Origin of the sequence: Shewanella holmiensis, from assembly GCF_025370255.1 — a bacterium.
Lineage (GTDB): Bacteria > Pseudomonadota > Gammaproteobacteria > Enterobacterales > Shewanellaceae > Shewanella > Shewanella holmiensis.
On record NZ_JAMTCD010000003.1, the window covers coordinates 102,007 to 119,875 of the forward strand.

The 17,869-nt window shown below is 42.1% G+C and carries 14 protein-coding genes and 2 tRNA genes; 1 reads left to right on the forward strand and 15 read right to left on the reverse strand.

Annotation, left to right across the window (positions count from 1 at the left end; genetic code table 11):
- Positions 1 to 79 precede the first annotated feature (79 nt).
- The 3 genes from prfC to pnp form a co-directional block, all read right to left on the reverse strand.
- Positions 80 to 1,663: a peptide chain release factor 3 gene (gene prfC, locus NE535_RS03545; RefSeq protein ID WP_261297314.1), complete on the reverse strand. Its 1,584-nt coding sequence runs from the start codon at positions 1,661 to 1,663 to the stop codon at positions 80 to 82.
- A 77-nt stretch (positions 1,664 to 1,740) separates the two neighbouring features.
- Complete coding sequence (gene nlpI, locus NE535_RS03550) at positions 1,741 to 2,640, reverse strand: lipoprotein NlpI (protein ID WP_261297315.1); 900 nt, start codon at positions 2,638 to 2,640, stop codon at positions 1,741 to 1,743.
- 156 nt (positions 2,641 to 2,796) lie between these two features.
- Entirely contained in the window at positions 2,797 to 4,893 is a 2,097-nt protein-coding gene (gene pnp / locus NE535_RS03555) for a polyribonucleotide nucleotidyltransferase (RefSeq protein WP_261297316.1), read from the reverse strand.
- 400 nt (positions 4,894 to 5,293) lie between these two features.
- On the opposite strand from pnp, the gene NE535_RS03560 reads away from it, so the two are divergent.
- Positions 5,294 to 7,330, forward strand: a complete 2,037-nt coding sequence (locus NE535_RS03560; protein ID WP_261297317.1) for a putative bifunctional diguanylate cyclase/phosphodiesterase — start codon at positions 5,294 to 5,296, stop codon at positions 7,328 to 7,330.
- Between the two features lie 83 nt (positions 7,331 to 7,413).
- Here NE535_RS03560 and rpsO read toward each other — a convergent pair whose 3' ends face one another.
- The 12 genes from rpsO to folP form a co-directional block, all read right to left on the reverse strand.
- Entirely contained in the window at positions 7,414 to 7,683 is a 270-nt protein-coding gene (rpsO, locus tag NE535_RS03565) for a 30S ribosomal protein S15 (RefSeq protein WP_261297318.1), read from the reverse strand.
- A gap of 130 nt (positions 7,684 to 7,813) precedes the next feature.
- Positions 7,814 to 8,776 (reverse strand): tRNA pseudouridine(55) synthase TruB, encoded by a 963-nt coding sequence (gene truB / locus NE535_RS03570; protein WP_261297319.1) that lies wholly within the window; start codon positions 8,774 to 8,776, stop codon positions 7,814 to 7,816.
- Positions 8,776 to 9,198 (reverse strand): 30S ribosome-binding factor RbfA, encoded by a 423-nt coding sequence (rbfA, locus tag NE535_RS03575; protein WP_261297320.1) that lies wholly within the window; start codon positions 9,196 to 9,198, stop codon positions 8,776 to 8,778. The genes truB and rbfA overlap by 1 nt, the downstream gene beginning before the upstream one ends.
- 58 nt (positions 9,199 to 9,256) lie before the next feature.
- Positions 9,257 to 11,905, reverse strand: a complete 2,649-nt coding sequence (infB, locus tag NE535_RS03580; protein ID WP_261297321.1) for a translation initiation factor IF-2 — start codon at positions 11,903 to 11,905, stop codon at positions 9,257 to 9,259.
- A 26-nt stretch (positions 11,906 to 11,931) separates the two neighbouring features.
- Complete coding sequence (gene nusA / locus NE535_RS03585; protein ID WP_261297322.1) at positions 11,932 to 13,431, reverse strand: transcription termination factor NusA; 1,500 nt, start codon at positions 13,429 to 13,431, stop codon at positions 11,932 to 11,934.
- A gap of 31 nt (positions 13,432 to 13,462) precedes the next feature.
- A complete protein-coding gene (gene rimP / locus NE535_RS03590) occupies positions 13,463 to 13,918 on the reverse strand; it encodes a ribosome maturation factor RimP (RefSeq protein ID WP_261297323.1) in 456 nt (151 codons plus the stop codon).
- A 160-nt stretch (positions 13,919 to 14,078) separates the two neighbouring features.
- Positions 14,079 to 14,155, reverse strand: a tRNA-Met gene (locus tag NE535_RS03595).
- An 83-nt stretch (positions 14,156 to 14,238) separates the two neighbouring features.
- Positions 14,239 to 14,325: transfer RNA gene (locus NE535_RS03600), tRNA-Leu, on the reverse strand.
- 12 nt (positions 14,326 to 14,337) lie between these two features.
- Entirely contained in the window at positions 14,338 to 14,673 is a 336-nt protein-coding gene (gene secG / locus NE535_RS03605; protein WP_261297324.1) for a preprotein translocase subunit SecG, read from the reverse strand.
- 5 nt (positions 14,674 to 14,678) lie between these two features.
- Complete coding sequence (tpiA, locus tag NE535_RS03610) at positions 14,679 to 15,461, reverse strand: triose-phosphate isomerase (protein WP_188840567.1); 783 nt, start codon at positions 15,459 to 15,461, stop codon at positions 14,679 to 14,681.
- A gap of 149 nt (positions 15,462 to 15,610) precedes the next feature.
- Positions 15,611 to 16,948, reverse strand: coding sequence for a phosphoglucosamine mutase (gene glmM / locus NE535_RS03615; RefSeq protein ID WP_261297325.1), 1,338 nt, complete (start codon positions 16,946 to 16,948; stop codon positions 15,611 to 15,613).
- A gap of 37 nt (positions 16,949 to 16,985) precedes the next feature.
- Positions 16,986 to 17,840 carry a dihydropteroate synthase gene (gene folP / locus NE535_RS03620; RefSeq protein WP_261297326.1) on the reverse strand — a complete coding sequence of 285 codons (855 nt, stop codon included), beginning with the start codon at positions 17,838 to 17,840 and terminating at the stop codon, positions 16,986 to 16,988.
- Positions 17,841 to 17,869 lie beyond the last annotated feature (29 nt).

The window sequence follows — 17,869 nt, forward strand, 5'->3', positions numbered from 1 at the left end:
CCGGTCACTCAAAAAAGGGGATAAAAAAAGGCAGTATGCACTGCCTTTAAAAGTTCCACTAAGCCTAGCTCAAAAAGTATTAATTTTCGCGGGTTTTAGCAAACTCAACGTCTGGATAACGCTCTTTTGACAGATTAAGGTTAACCATTGTTGGCGCAATATAAGTTAAATTATTGCCACCATCTAGTGCTAAGTTCGGGCTACACTTGCGGCGGAACTCTTCTAGCTTCCGCTCATCCTTACAGTAGACCCAACGAGCTGTTGACACACTGATGCCTTCATAGATAGCTTCAACGTTGTACTCACTCTTTAAACGGCCAACGACCACTTCAAACTGCAGTACACCAACAGCCCCCACAATAAGGTCGTTAGAGTCTAACGGTCTAAATACCTGCACCGCACCTTCTTCAGCAAGCTGTACTAAGCCTTTTAGTAATTGTTTTTGCTTTAATGGATCTTTTAAGCGAATACGGCGGAACATTTCTGGCGCAAAGTTTGGAATGCCAGTAAATTTAAGTGATTCACCTTGGGTGAATGTATCACCAATTTGGATGGTACCGTGGTTATGCAAACCTATGATATCACCAGGGTATGCCTCTTCAACCTGCTCGCGATCACCTGCGACAAAAGTCAACGCATCAGAAATACGCACATCTTTACCAATACGCACATGATGCATTTTCATGCCTTTCTCGTATTTTCCAGACACCACACGCATAAATGCAACACGGTCACGATGCTTTGGATCCATGTTTGCTTGAATTTTAAAGATAAAACCAGAAAAATTAGCATCTTTAGCAGTAACTTCACGCACTTCAGTATTTCGAGGTTGTGGTTTAGGAGCCCATTGGACAAGACCATCTAGCATATGGTCGACACCAAAGTTACCTAATGCAGTACCAAAATACACTGGTGATAACTCACCTTTTAAAAAGGCATCAAGATCAAATTCATGTGAAGCGCCAACAACCAACTCGAGCTCTTCACGCAATTGTTCAGCTAACTCGCTGCCAATCGCTTTATCAAGTTCTGGATTATCGATGCCCTTAACAATTCGAACTTCCTGAATGGTATGACCTTGACCACTTTGATACAAAATCGCTTCTTCACGGTGAATATGATAAACACCTTTAAATGATTTACCGCAACCAATTGGCCAAGTGATCGGCGCACAGGCGATTTGAAGTTCATTTTCAACTTCATCCATAACATCCATAGGATCACGAATATCACGGTCACATTTGTTCATAAAGGTGATAATAGGAGTATCGCGTAAACGTGTCACTTCCATTAATTTACGCGTCCGGTCTTCAACACCTTTAGCGGCATCAATAACCATTAAACATGAGTCGACAGCCGTCAGTGTACGGTAGGTATCTTCAGAGAAGTCTTCATGGCCAGGAGTATCAAGTAGATTAACCAGACATTCGCGGTAAGGGAACTGCATCACAGATGTCGTAATAGAAATACCACGATCTTTTTCCATTTCCATCCAGTCAGATTTAGCGTGCTGTTTTGAGCCGCGACCTTTGACCGTACCCGCAACTTGAATTGCTTGACCGAATAACAAAACCTTTTCAGTAATTGTTGTCTTACCCGCATCCGGGTGGGAAATGATGGCGAAGGTTCGACGTTTATCGACCTCAACATTTATGCCTGACATGGTAACCTTTGCACTTGATGCTAAAAAAGGCGCAAATTATAGCGCCTATCGGTTAACTTGGCTAGGCAAACTGCCTTTTAGGATTTTGGCAATTGCTCAATGATCTGTTTTACTTTTGCCAGCTCTATACGAGCGTATCTATGCTCAACAAAATCATAAATATTGGTAGCTAACGTTAAACGATAATAATTGGCTGCATCCTGATACTGTCCAAGCTGTTCAGCGCGCTTACCTAAGTAGAAATAGGCTTCACATAGACGTTCTGCATATTCTTTCGCATCACGTAATTCCACTTTAGCAGCTGAAAAAACTTGTTGTTTAGATACATTACCAAGATAGTAATCAACCAGCACACTCGGCCAAGGTTGATCTGCGAGTTTCGGACGTTGGCTACCTAATGTCGTTAAAGCCGATTCAGCATTCATTTTTGATGACATCAAATACAGCCATAACGCACGATAACCGTCTGATGGATCGCGATCATAGAAGTCTTGCATGTCCTTAACAGCTAATTCATAGCGCTCACCGTAGTACAAAGCAATACCGCGGTTTAAAAAGGCATAATCGTATTCTGGAGCAAGTTCTAATACACCATCAAATGCTTCATATGCACTTTCAAATTCACCTTCTTGAGTGTAATAAATCCCAAGGAAATTATAAGCATCAGCAAGATTAGGCTGTAATTTTAACGCTTGATGAAAGTCGATTCGACCTAATAAACGCAAACCAACACTATCGTAAATGACACCTCGATCGTAATGAAATCGCGCTCGTTGCTCATCGGTTAGCTCCATCGTAGCCAAAATTTCATTTAACTTGGCCAATGTCACTTCAAGTTTATAATCTGGCATAATTGGGGCAACAACCATTTGCCCAGAAGCAGCATCATTTGAACCCGATGTTGCCGCACAGCCTGAAAGCAACAAGCTAGCACCAGCCATAATGGCTACAAACGTGGTGCGTAATTTAAATTCCATCCACTTTACTCTAATCAGGTTCAACATTAATCAGCATCATAGCAACCTCGCAGAATTAGTGCTATTTGCTATTAGCTAAATTTGAAAAAAAAATAAAAAAAGGAGACCCAATGGTCTCCTTATTCATCATTCAATACAAAAGCCTAAAATGACAACTTATTCAGCAGCTTCTTTAGTTTGTGCTTCTTTAATTGATAAACGCACGCGACCTTGACGATCCACTTCCATGACTTTAACAGCAACTTCTTGGTTCATTTCTAAATGGTCAGAAACGTTAGCTACGCGCTCATCACTAATTTGTGAAATATGCACTAAGCCGTCTTTACCTGGAAGAATGTTAACAAATGCGCCGAAATCAACGATACGGATAACTTTACCGTTGTAAATACGACCCACTTCAACTTCAGCAGTGATTTCTTCGATACGACGGATAGCTTCTTTAGTTGCTTCGCCATTGTTAGAAGCAATCTTAACGGTACCGTTATCGTCTAACTCGATAGTTGTGCCCGTTTCTTCAGTAAGCGCACGAATCGTTGCACCACCTTTACCAATCACATCACGGATCTTCTCTGGGTTGATCTTGATAGTCGTAATACGTGGAGCATGGTCAGAGATATCATCACGGTGTGAACCAATGGCTTGGTCCATAACGTTAAGAATATGAACACGAGCGCCGTATGCTTGTTGCAAAGCAATGTCCATGATTTCTTTGGTGATACCTTCGATTTTGATATCCATCTGCAATGCAGTAATACCATCACGAGTACCGGCTACTTTAAAGTCCATGTCACCTAAGTGATCTTCGTCACCAAGAATGTCAGAAAGGACAACGAAATCGTCACCTTCTTTCACTAGACCCATCGCGATACCAGCAACAGAAGACTTAATGGGTACACCCGCATCCATAAGTGCTAGTGAAGTACCACAAACAGAAGCCATTGAGCTTGAGCCGTTTGATTCAGTAATTTCTGAAACCACACGGATGCTGTACGGGAATTCTTCAGCAGAAGGCATTACTGCATTCATACCGCGCCACGCTAATTTGCCGTGACCAATTTCGCGACGCTTAGGCGAACCCACCATGCCAGTTTCACCAACTGAGTATGGAGGGAAGTTGTAATGAAGCATAAAGCGATTAGTACGCTCGCCCATGATGCTATCAATTTTCTGTGCATCACGCTCAGTACCTAAAGTACAGGTAACCAATGCTTGAGTTTCGCCACGAGTAAATAGCGAACTACCGTGAGTACGTGGAAGTACACCGGCTAATACGCTTAATGCGCGTATCATATCTGGTTCACGACCATCGATACGTGGCTTACCACTAATAATACGGCCACGAACAACATTTTTCTCTAAGCTACCCAGTAAGTTATCCACTTCACGTTGATCAACTTCTGGATTTTCAGCAATTAGTGCCGCTTTTGCTGCTGCTTTTACAACACCAACTTGGGCATAACGATCTTGCTTCACTTCAATTTGGTAAGCATCAGTCATGCCGACTTCAGCTAAATCTTTAATTTTAGCGACTAAGTCTTGATCTTGAACTGGTGCAGTCCAGTCCCAAGTAGGTTTGCCAGCTTCTGCTTTGAATTCAGCAATTGCATTAACAACCACTTGTTGTTGATCATGACCGTAAGTTACCGCACCTAGCATAATTTCTTCAGCTAGTGATTTTGCTTCTGACTCAACCATTAGTACTGCACTTTCAGTACCTGCAACAACTAAATTCAAGTCGCTGTCAGCAAGTTGGTCAACTGTTGGATTTAATAGATATTCACCATTGATGTAACCTACACGAGCAGCACCTAATGGACCATTGAATGGAATACCAGAAATCGCTAGCGCTGCAGAAGTACCGATCATTGATATGATGTCCGGCTCAATTTGTGGATCAACCGAAACGACAGTAATGATAACTTGAACTTCGTTTTTAAAACCGTTAGGAAATAAAGGGCGAATAGGACGGTCAATTAGACGTGCGATCAGAGTTTCATCTTCTGAAGGACGACCTTCACGCTTAAAGAAACCACCAGGGATTTTACCCGCTGCATAGGTTTTTTCTTGATAGTTAACTGTTAACGGGAAGAAGTCGCGGCTTAAGTCAGCAACTTTTTTTCCTACTACAGTGACTAATACTGTTGTATCACCCATGCTTGCTAAAACAGCAGCATCAGCTTGACGTGCAATAACACCAGTTTCTAAGGTGACAGTATGTTGACCATACTCAAAACTCTTTACAATTGGATTCACGTGACCCATTCCTTAATTAATGACCTTTAAATTACGCGCACAAGTATACTGCAAATAGATTCAATAGTTAAATAGACACTTATCACTTGTTGAAAAAATTAATTTTTTTCATTTAAAACAAGCTCTAAATTGATCTATTTCTGAATAATTAAAATCATTTATCTCGCAAATGATACCTTATCTCTATTGATGATTAACCAAAATACAACCAATCAGGGTTAATCTGATAAATAGGGGTGACAAGCTAAGCTAATTTGACTAAAGTAAGATTGGCGTATTAACGTTTTCTTACCTATGATTCAACTTGTTACGCAAAATTAGAAACACGAGTTTATTTGTCTTAAAACACTCATAAAAAGCAGGCAAATAACCATAAGTCATCAAAGACATGGAATAAACAATGACACCAAGATTTAAATCCTTAACTTGGAAGCAAACTAATCTGGTCGTATTCACAGCACTTTTTTTCGCCATCGCGATTTTTGTTGTGGAAATAGCATTAGTAGTGGTGACAACCAAACAACAATTGACTAGCTCTCAACAAGAGCTCCTTAACTCTGTCGAACAAACGACCACCAATGCGGTTTGGGCCTTGGACGATAAACTCGCCCAGCAAACGTTAGAAGGTATTATTAAAGTCGATAACATTGGGTCCGCGACATTAGAGCTCGATGATGGCTCTCTTTTTGTTAGTGTGGTTAATGAAGGAGAAGATTTTTCTGAAAACTACGTCATATTAAGCAATCGACTTTTTGGTGATTTGAAAGAGATATCACGCCCGCTTTATAGACCTTTTTATTTCGAAGGCAGTAAGAAACAACAATTAATTGGTAGCCTGACGATATTTTATGATACTCAAAAATTAACAACCCATCTTTTTGATCAATTACAACTGAGCTTTATTGCCACATTAGCCCGCGCATTGCTATTAACCTTAGTATTAACAGTGGTTTTTCATCGTTTCTTAACCCAGCCCATCGCACGGATCAGCGAAGCGATTGATAAAATTGACCCCGATTCACCAGATGAAAACTTACTGCCAATCTCTAAAGCCCATAAAGACGATGAATTAGGTTTAGTAGCCAGTAAGTTTAATCAAATCCTTCTTCAGTTTAGCCAAACACAAAATAAACTTCGGAAAATGGCAACCCGTGATCCGCTCACAGGCTTACCTAACCGTACTTTGTTACTCGAAACCCTTAACGTTACGATTCAGCGCTCAAGGGTGCACAAACGTAATTTTGCACTACTGTTTATCGATTTAGACCGATTCAAAAACGTCAACGACTCTTTAGGTCATGCATTAGGTGATCAGTTTTTAGCAAGAATCGCGCGGATCCTTGAGCGTGTGGTTGGCGACAAAGGTAGCGTTGCGCGTTTAGGTGGTGATGAGTTTGTTGTATTAGCTGATGACATTCAAAGCCCTGATCAGGCTGCTGATTTTGTCGATAAGTTATTGATGCAACTAAATACACCACTGCAATTAAATGAACATACTATACATCCGGCGGCATCTATAGGGATCTCGATTTACCCGGATGATGGTAATAGTGCTGAAGACTTAATCCGTCATGCTGATATTGCAATGTACAGTGCAAAAGCGGCTGGCTCTAATCAATGGGCATTCTTTAAAGAGCAAATGACAGAGCGTGCAGCTGTTAGACTTAGAACTGAAGCCTCATTACATGACGCTTTGAAAAACAATGAATTTGTATTATTTTTCCAGCCTAAACTCGACATCAACACCAACAAAGTGATTGGTTGCGAGGCTTTAATACGCTGGCAAAAAGATGGACGCATTATCAGCCCGATGTCATTCATTCCAGTGGCTGAAGAAACAGGTATTATCATTCCTATTGGTCGTTGGGTAATAGAACAAACCTGTAAAACCCTTAGAGATTGGCAAAAAAAATATAACTATGTCATACCGATTGCCGTTAACGTGGCATCACAACAATTTGCTGATGCCAGTTTAGTGCCCGATATAAAACAGTTAGCTTTACGCTATCAAATTAGACCTGAGTTGTTAGAAATCGAAATAACAGAAACATCTTTAATGAATGATATTGAACAAGCCATTGCCAAACTTGAACAATTAAAATCTGCTGGATTTGGTATTGCTGTGGATGATTTCGGTACAGGTTATTCGTCATTATCGTATCTACGACACTTACCTATCACTACCATGAAAATTGATCGGGCTTTTGTGAGCGACTTACCCCATGACAGCGCCATAGCATCGACTATTTTAATGTTGGGTAGACAATTAAACTTAACAATTGTCGCCGAAGGGATTGAAAATGAAGAGCAACTGAACTGGCTTCGAGAAAATGATTGTCCAATCGGACAAGGGTTCTTTTACAGTAAACCTTTGCCGTTAGATGAGTTTGAAAGTAAGTATATTGCCACACAAAGCGCGCAGATAATTCAACTGTAAACCACTTTATTACAGATAACAAAAAAGGAGGCTAAGCCTCCTTTTTTAACGTTCTCAACTTGCGTTAGCAAGCCAAAATCGTATTAACGACGTAAACCTAACTTCTGGATCAACGCAGTATAACGTGCCACGTCAGTACGCTTTAAATAAGCAGTAAGCTTACGACGAGCGCTAACCATACGTAACAAACCACGACGTGAGTGGTGGTCGTGAATGTGCGTTTTAAAGTGACCTTGAAGGTGGTTGATTTGAGCAGTTAATAAAGCAACTTGAACTTCAGTTGAACCAGTGTCGTTTTCACAACGACCGAATTCTGCTAGAATTTTTGCTTTAGTTTCAGCACTTAGTGACATGTGTATCTCCAAAATATATATAAATAATCTTCAGCCGATCACTAACTCAGCTAAAGGAAGCGCGACATTCTAACTAGAATTTTCCATTAGAGCAATACAAATTAACTTCGTATCACGCAAAGGATCCAAATTAATCAGCCGATGTAGCGCTATTTTCATCGCGAATAACAATTAAGCGTTTCGGCGCAAGTTGTCCATCATCGTTCATACTACCGATACCGACAAATTTGCGATCTTCACCAATGGTGATCCGAACTAACTCATCGGGTTTTAATCCAGAGGCTTGTACTGCTTGCCCTTGCATTACGTAATACAACATCGTTTCTGGCAAATTTATCTCAGTAAAGTTAGCCACAGCGGTGTCCATTGGTAATAATAGTGGATCTAACAACTCACTAGCTGGAACACCTTGCTCTATTGCCGACTCTATCAATGCTTCAAGTTGTGCTAACGTTACCATTTTCTCGTATGGATACTCAGCAACCTGAGTACGACGCAGCATAATAACATGGGCTCCACAGCCTAGCATTTCACCAAGATCATCAATGATGGTGCGGATATAAGTGCCTTTTGAGCAGTGAATATCCAGAGTTAATTCATCACCTTCTAAACCCAAGAAATTCAATTCAAAGACGGTTATAGGCCTTGCTTCTCTAGGGACTTCGATCCCTTCTCGCGCGTACTTATATAACGGCTGACCTTGATGCTTTAAGGCTGAAAACATCGATGGTACTTGCATAGTATCACCACGGAAGTGATTTAATGCCTGAAGCAATTGTTCTTGGGTAAAGTTAATCTCGCGCTCTTGAACTATTTCGCCATCTGAATCGCTGGTGTCAGTACGTTGACCAAGTTTAGCAATAACCGTATAACGTTTATCCGCATCAAGCAGATGCTGAGAAAACTTAGTTGCTTCGCCTAAACAGACAGGCAACATACCTGTCGCTAAGGGATCTAGCGCACCGGTATGTCCAGCTTTGTTGGCATTAAAAAAGCGTTTAACCCGCTGTAAAGCATGGTTAGAGCTGATGCCCGTGCCTTTATCTAGTAGAACAATACCATCAATAAAACGACCTTTTTGACGACGAGCCATTAATCTTTCTCCTGGGTTTCGTCTTGGTCGATTTCATCAGCACGACCACTGTCTTGCTGTTTCTGTTTGTCTTTAGTAATTACCTGGCTAACAAGGTTAGACATGCGCATACCTTCAACTAATGAGCTGTCGTACATAAAACGCAGTTCTGGCATCACACGTAACTTCATCCGCCCAGCGATTAACGTGCGAATGTAAGGAGCTGCAGCCGTTAATGCGGCAATTTTCTCTTCAACTAGCGTAATGTCTTCTTCGAAGAAAGTAACGAAAACTCGCGCATAACTTAAATCACGAGATACTTCTACATCATTAACAGTCACAAAACCAATACGAGGATCTTTCATATCACGTTGAAGGACCATCGCGAGCTCTTGCTGCAGTTGTTGTCCAATTCGACGTGTGCGACTAAATTCTTTTGCCATAATTAACCCACCTGAGTCATTGAATCAAAAAGGGCGGCTAATGCCGCCCTTTCACATATTATAGCGTTCTCGCTACTTCGATGGTTTCGAACACTTCAATTTGGTCGCCTACGCGCACATCGTTGTAATTCTTAACCCCGATACCACATTCCATGCCATTACGCACTTCTTGTGCATCATCTTTAAAGCGGCGTAGTGACTCTAGCTCGCCTTCGTAGATAACAACGTTTTCACGTAGTACGCGAATTGGCGCGCTACGCTTAACGATACCTTCAGTAACCATACAACCAGCAATGGCACCAAGTTTCGGTGACTTAAACACGTCACGAACTTCAGCAAGACCAATGATCTCTTGCTTGAATTCTGGGGCTAACATACCTGTCATTGCGGCACGTACTTCATCAATTAAGTTATAAATGATGCTGTAGTAACGTAAATCAACGCTTTCTGCTTCGATAGTCTTACGCGCTTGTGCATCGGCACGAACGTTAAAACCAACCATGATAGCATTTGATGCGGCAGCTAAAGTTGCATCAGTTTCTGTTAATGCACCAACGCCACGAGCAATAATGTTCACTTTAACTTCTTCAGTAGATAAGCCTTGTAATGAATCACAAATCGCTTCTAAAGATCCTTGAACGTCTGCTTTAAGGACGATGTTCAACTCTTGAACTTCGCCGTCGGTCATATTAGCGAACATGTTCTCTAACTTAGACTTCTGCTGACGAGCAAGTTTAACGTCACGGAATTTACCTTGACGATAAAGTGCAACTTCACGAGCTTTACGCTCATCACGTACAACTGTGGCTTCATCACCTGCTGATGGCACACCTGATAGACCTAAGATCTCAACAGGAATCGATGGGCCAGCTTCAGTAATTGGCTTACCATTTTCATCTTTCATTGCACGGATTTTACCGTATTCTAATCCACAAAGAACGATATCGCCTTGGCGTAAAGTACCTTCTTGAACAAGAATGGTGGCAACTGGACCACGGCCTTTATCAAGCTGTGATTCAATAACAACACCGGCAGCCATAGTATCGCGAACCGCTTTAAGCTCTAATACTTCTGATTGAAGTAAGATGCCTTCTAACAGTTCATCAACGCCTTCACCCGTTTTAGCTGAAAGGTGGACAAACATGTTGTCTCCGCCCCAATCTTCAGACATAACGCCGTGTTGTGATAATTCACTCTTAACACGGTCTGGGTCGGCTTCTGGCTTATCCATTTTGTTAACCGCAACGATTAAAGGCACGTTACCGGCTTTAGCATGCTGAATAGCTTCAATAGTCTGTGGCATTACACCATCATCAGCAGCAACAACTAAGATAACAATATCTGTTGCTTTAGCACCACGGGCACGCATAGAAGTAAACGCGGCGTGACCAGGTGTATCTAGGAAGGTGATCATACCGTTTTCAGTTTCAACGTGATAAGCACCAATATGCTGAGTAATACCACCGGCTTCGCCTGCAGCAACTTTTGCACGACGAATATAGTCAAGTAACGACGTTTTACCGTGGTCAACGTGACCCATAATAGTCACTACTGGCGCACGAGTTTCTAACTTAACGTTATCATCGCGGTCTTGAAGCACTTGGTGCTCAAGTTCGTTTTCACGAAGCAAAACAACTTTATGACCCATTTCTTCAGCAACCATTTGTGCCGTTTCTTGGTCAAGTACTTGGTTAATAGTAACCATTGAACCCATTTTCATCATTTGCTTGATGATTTCAGTGGCTTTAACGGCCATCAAATGGGCAAGTTCAGAAACAGTAACCGTTTCACCTAAACGAACGTCACGATTCACTGCGGCAACTGGCTTGTTGAAGCCATGAGCCATAGATTGAGGCGCAGTGTTACGGCGCATATGTCTTTCACGTCCGTCACGAGCATCTTTTCCACCACGTTTTTTATTGGTGTTTTTGTTGCGTGCACGACGTCCACGTTTTTCATCATCCATATCTGAACTATCTTCAGCAGCACGAGCTACTTTCGATGTGGTCACATGGTGATCGCCATTTTTTTCGGCTTCAATACGTTGACGTTCTTCTTCAGCCCAGCGCTTAGAGTTTTCTTCAGCCAATTTACGCGCTTTTTCTGCGGCTTTGTCTGCTTCTTCTTTTTGCTTTTGGGTTAATACTTTTTCTTGAGTCGCTTTGATACGCTCAGCTTCTTCTTTTGCAGCTTGAGCAGCTGGATCTAAAGGTTTATCTGCTTTAGGTTCAGCTTTTGGTGCTTTGGCAGCTTTTGCTTTTGCTTCAGCTTCTTTAGCCGCTTTAGCTTTTGCGTCAGCATCGGCTTTTGCCTTAGCATCTGCTTTTGCTTTTTCTTCAGCAGCCGCTTTTAACTTAGCTTCTTCTTCAGCTTTTGCTTTTGCTTCAGCTTCTTGTTTTGCGATGTCGGTATCTTCGCGCTTAACAAAAGTACGTTTTTTACGCACCTCTACTTTCACATCTTTTGACTGCCCGCCAGAACCAGACACGCTTAACGTAGAAACCGTTTTACGCTGTAATGTCATTTTGGTTGGTGCGGAGTCGCCACCGTGTTGTTTTTTCAAAAAGTCTAACAGCTGCTGTTTCTCTTTTTCTGAAACGGTATCAGCTTTGGTTTTTTTAATACCGGCTTCGTTGAACTGTTCAACTAAACGATCAACACTTTTGCCCACTTCTTGAGCTAATTTATCTAAACTTGTATCTGCCATCAATTAAATCCCCTCTGTTGATCGACTTATGCTTCTTCGCCAAACCAACAGATATTGCGGGCTGCCATGATGAGCTCACCTGCTTTTTCTTCTGTCAATTCTTCTATCTCGATTAAATCATCGATACCTTGCTCTGCAAGGTCTTCCAATGTCACTACACCTTTACTTGCTAAAACAAATGCAAGGTGAGTTTCTAAACCTTCAAGCGCTAATAAGTCTTCACTTGGATGTGCACCATCTAATGCTTCTTCAGAAGCCAGTGCACGAGTAGAAATCGCCGCTTTCGCACGTTCACGTAACGAGGCAACAATATCTTCATCAAATCCGTCAATTGCTAATAACTCTGCTTCAGGTACGTAAGCGATCTCTTCTAATGAAGTAAATCCTTCTTCCGCTAATACTGATGCAAAATCTTCATCTACATCGAGTGAAGATACGAATAAATCGATTACCTTGGCACTTTCTGCCTGGTGTTTCTTATTCATATCTTCAACTGTCATTACGTTTAATTCCCAACCAGTAAGTTGAGTGGCTAAACGTACGTTTTGGCCATTACGACCAATTGCTTGCGCTAGGCTGTCAGCTTCAACGGCGATATCCATCGAATGGTTATCTTCATCAACGATGATAGAAGCGACATCTGCTGGAGCCATCGCGTTAATCACATATTGTGCTGGATTATCATCCCACAACACGATATCAACACGCTCACCACCAAGTTCATTTGAAACCGCTTGAACACGTGCACCACGCATACCAACACACGCACCGATTGGATCAATACGACGGTCATTAGACTTTACTGCGATTTTGGCGCGAGCACCTGGATCACGAGCAGCGCCCATAACCTCAATCAATTCGTCATAAATTTCTGGTACTTCAACACGGAAAAGCTCAATCAACATCTCAGGCTTGCTGCGAGTTAAGAATATTTGCGCACCGCGAGCTTCTGGACGTACGGCATAAAGTAATGCACGCACTCTATCGCCTGGGCGGAAAGATTCGCGGCTTATTAAGTCTTCTTTGAATAACACACCATCAGCGTTGTTACCTAAATCAACAACCACGTTTTCACGGGTGCTTTTTTTAACAACACCGGTAACAATTTCGCCTTCACGCTCAATAAATTGTTCAACAATTTGAGCACGTTCAGCTTCACGTACTTTCTGTACGATCACTTGTTTAGCTGTTTGGGTAGTAATACGGTCAAATACGACTGATTCGATCTCGTCTTCTACATAATCGCCAGGTTGAAGTTCAGGGTTTTCGTAACGGGCAGCTTCAAGGGTGATTTCGCTATATGGATTTTCCAAAGCTTCACCTTGATCATCAACCACCATCCAACGACGGAAAGTGTCGTAGTGGCCAGTTTTACGATCAATTGCAACACGAACTTCAATATCGCCTTCGTATTTTTTCTTGGTTGCTGTAGCAAGCGCAATTTCTAACGCTTCAAAAATTTTCTCACGCGGAACCGCTTTCTCATTTGAAACCGCTTCTGCTACTAGCAGGATCTCTTTATTCATTTGGTCTAGCCTCGTTCTTCACCTGAAACTATTAAAATTTTGCGATGATGTTGCCTTTGCGGATATTATCCAAAGCAACAACCAAGTCTTTGCCATCTACTTTGATTGTCAGCATTTGACCTTCAACTTTAGAAATGGCGCCTTTTAAATTACGACTACCTGCAACAGGCATAGTCAATTGTACTTTTGCATCTTCGCCGATATATGCCGCATATTGCTGAGCATTAAATAGCGGTCTATCAACCCCAGGGGAAGATACTTCTAGTGTAAATTCTGTTGAAATTGGGTCTTCAACATCAAGTACCGCACTTACTTGACGACTCACCTCGGCACAATCTTCAATATTGATCCCATTTTCGTGATCAATGAAAACGCGTACGATTGAGTGTTTACCAGCCTGAACATATTCGATGCCCCAAAGCTGAAAACCAAGTGCTTCAACTGGTACAGCTAACATCTCTACCAATCTTGATTCTAGTGTTGCCAAAAATGACCCCCAAAAAAACAAAAAAAGGGCTAAAAGCCCCTATCAAATCCGCCTTAAAAACACGGAATATCAAAAGTCCATATAACAAAAAACCCCGTAATTACGAGGCTATTTTATTATAGAACCTGTATCTGTTATCAGAAAATCAATAACAGGGAGCTGGTTGCGGGAGCCGGATTTGAACCGACGACCTTCGGGTTATGAGCCCGACGAGCTACCAAACTGCTCCATCCCGCGTCAACTGAGTGCAAGTATATTGACTTACGTCTTACCTTGCAATAACTATTCAGTAAAATCCATTCAACTGAACATTTTTTAACTGGTGCCGAGAGCGGGACTTGAACCCGCACGTCCGTTAGGACACAGCCACCTCAAGGCTGCGCGTCTACCAATTCCACCACCTCGGCTTAATCTGGTAATTAGTCAGGAATCTTAGTTTCTGACTGTTGCTCTACAACTGGTGCATCATCAATGATTTGCTCAGCTGCTGAACCTAAATCGTTCCACTTATCTTCAGCTTTGTTATGGTTAGCACTTAAATTACCGATAATTAAACTTAACGCGAAGAAAGCGATTGCTAAAATGGCTGTGCTTCGTGTTAGAAAATTACCTGAACCGCTAGAACCAAATAACGTACCTGACGCGCCTGCGCCAAATGATGCGCCCATGTCGGCGCCTTTACCTTGTTGAATAAGAATCAGACCAACTAGGCCAATTGCTACCACCAAGTAAACAACTATAAGAACTTCGTACATAATAATTACGCGCTCATTGCTATGGAACATAAACTTAGGAATTCGGACGAATTTAAGCTAGCTCCGCCAATCAGTCCACCATCAACATCAGGTTGGGCGAAAATATCTGCCGCATTACTCGGCGTAACACTCCCACCGTATAAAATCCTGATATTCTCTCCAATAAATGGAGATACTTCAGACAGGCGATTGCGAATAAACGCATGAACTTCTTGTGCCTGCTCTGGAGTTGCACTTTTACCTGTTCCTACTGCCCATAAGGGTTCGTAGGCGATAATTGCATTATCAAAAGCCATGGTGCCATTTTTTTCAATGACGATATCTAGTTCTTCAGCAATAACTTCAAAAGTACGTCTTGCTTCACGAGCTGGACCTGATTCACCTACACATAAAATAGGGGTCAAACCATGTTTTTGAGCCGCAGCAAATTTCTCTGCTACTATGTTACTCGTCTCTCCGTACATACGGCGACGTTCGGAATGGCCAATAATCACATATCGACATCCTGAATCTTTTAGCATCTGCCCGGATATTTCGCCGGTGTACGCACCAAAATCATGTTGACTAAGATTTTGAGCGCCCATTCTAACAAGCGCACCATCTAAGGTTTGCTTATTTGACTCAAGCAGTTGCCTAACACTTTCAAGATAAATTGAAGGCGGGCATAAAACCACTTCAGCTGAATCATTTTGCAGCTTCGAAGCAAACTTCTTGAATAACTCTTGGGCTAATGCCGAATTACCATTCATTTTCCAGTTGCCAGCTACCATAGGTCGTCTGAGTGCCATCACGGTCTCCTCTGAAAGCGGCGTGAATAATAGCGAACCACTTATCAAGTTACAATAGGTAATAGATGAATATTTACAATAAGCTGTCGAAGTGGTTATTTTTCACCCCAGCGACAGCATAAATTAAATATGACTATTTATTTTTAAGATTAGCAGGCCTGTTTTACCGACTCGGCAATTTTATTTGCAAATGCGAGTACTTGATCGTGATCATCACCTTCCACCATAACGCGAATTAACGGTTCAGTTCCCGATTTTCTTAATAGAACGCGACCGCGAGCACCTAGTTGCTGTTCAACGTAAGCCTGGGCTGATTTGACGGCATCTGAATCTAATGGATTATCACTACCTTCAAATCTCACATTGACCAATACTTGCGGTAACATTTTCATTGGTTCGGTAAGAGACTCTAAGCTTGCATTTTGTCGGCGCATTGCAGCCAGAACTAAAATGCCCGCGATAATGCCATCGCCAGTGGTACCGTGATCTAAGTTGAGAATATGGCCAGAGTTTTCACCACCAATACGCCATTCATGTTGCTTTAACAGCTCCATCACATAACGGTCGCCAACATTAGAGCGAACAAAAGGAATATTCAAATCTTGTAAGGCTAAATCAAGCCCTAGGTTGGACATTAAAGTGCCAACAACGCCACCTTTTAATACCCCGCGCTTTTGGGCATCAACAGCCAAAATGTAAAGAATTTGGTCACCGTCAATTACTTCACCACGGCGATTGACCATCATAATTCGGTCGCCATCACCGTCTAATGCAATACCAAGATCTGCATTTTCGGCTAATACGGTTTCACAAATCTTCGCCATTGAAGTTGCACCAACTTTATCGTTGATGTTCATGCCATCAGGTTTATCACCAATAGCAACCACCTCAGCACCTAGCTCACGAAAGACACTAGGAGCGATATGATAAGTGGCACCGTGGGCACAGTCGACGACAATTTTAAGTCCAGTGAGAGTGTGTTCAGCCGGGAAATTGCCTTTACAATATTCGATATAGCGACCAGCAGCATCATCAATTCGACGTGCTTTTCCGAGTAAATGTGATTCAACACAAATTAGCGGTTTTTCTAGTTCTGCTTCAATTTCTAATTCAATCGCATCATCGAGCTTACTGCCATCAGTAGAGAAAAATTTAATACCGTTATCATAATATGGATTATGCGATGCACTGATCACAACACCGGCTTCTGCTCTAAATGTTCGCGTTAAATAGGCAACAGCAGGCGTAGGCATAGGGCCAAGCAATAACACATTTAAGCCTGCAGCGGATAAACCCGCCTCTAAAGCTGACTCAAATAAATAGCCTGATATGCGAGTATCTTTACCGATGATGACTTTCTTTGTACCACTGCGAGATAATACTCTACCAGCAGCCCACCCCAGTTTTAATGCAAGCTCAGGTGTCATTTTGCCTGAACCGACCTTGCCTCGAATGCCGTCGGTGCCAAAAAATTGTCTTTGTTTCACGTTTCCCCACTTAAGTGAATTCACTCAGTTTTTTTCTTTAATCTTGATTAGCTACATGCCTAGCGTAACTGCATGTCTCTGCCATCACCTTTAATACATCGACGGTTTCGGGCACGTCGTGTACACGTATAATATGAGCACCATGTTGTGCAGCTATCAATGCACCAGCCAAGCTGCCAGCAAGACGTTCTGCAGTGTTTCGTTGTAACAGATCACCGATCATACGTTTTCGCGACAAACCAATTAATATCGGTAGGTCGAACTGATGAAATGCCGCTAACCCTGCTAATAGCTGGTAATTATGCGCTAAAGTTTTACCAAAGCCAAAGCCTGGATCTAATATTATCTGGCTTCTTGTGATCCCTGCGTCCTCACAAGCTGAAATTCGTTGCTCAAAGAATTCAAATACATCCTTAAAGACATCTTTATATTCAGGTGAGTTTTGCATTGTTTGAGGTTGACCTTGCATGTGCATCAGGCAGACGGGCACATTCAAACTTGCAGCCATGGCTAAAGCACCCGGTAATTGCAATGCCCTTACGTCATTAATCAAATTTGCACCAGCAGCAACAGCCTGCTTCATCACTTCGGGTTTACTCGTGTCTATCGAAATCCATACATCATGTTTTGATGCGATATATTTGATTATAGGTATCACTCTTTCAAGTTCTTGCTCGACAGTGACTTCAGTTGCACCCGGCCGTGTTGACTCACCACCAATATCGATGATCCTCGCGCCTTGGTCAATAATATGATCAACGTGCTGACATGCTCGCTCAAAAAGGTTAAACGATCCACCATCTGAAAAAGAATCTGGAGTGACATTCACAATGCCCATAACAATTGGCTGAGACAGTTCTAATAGCTTCTCACCATGCGATAATTTGAACATGATTTAATAACCTGTAAATGTTTTCTCAT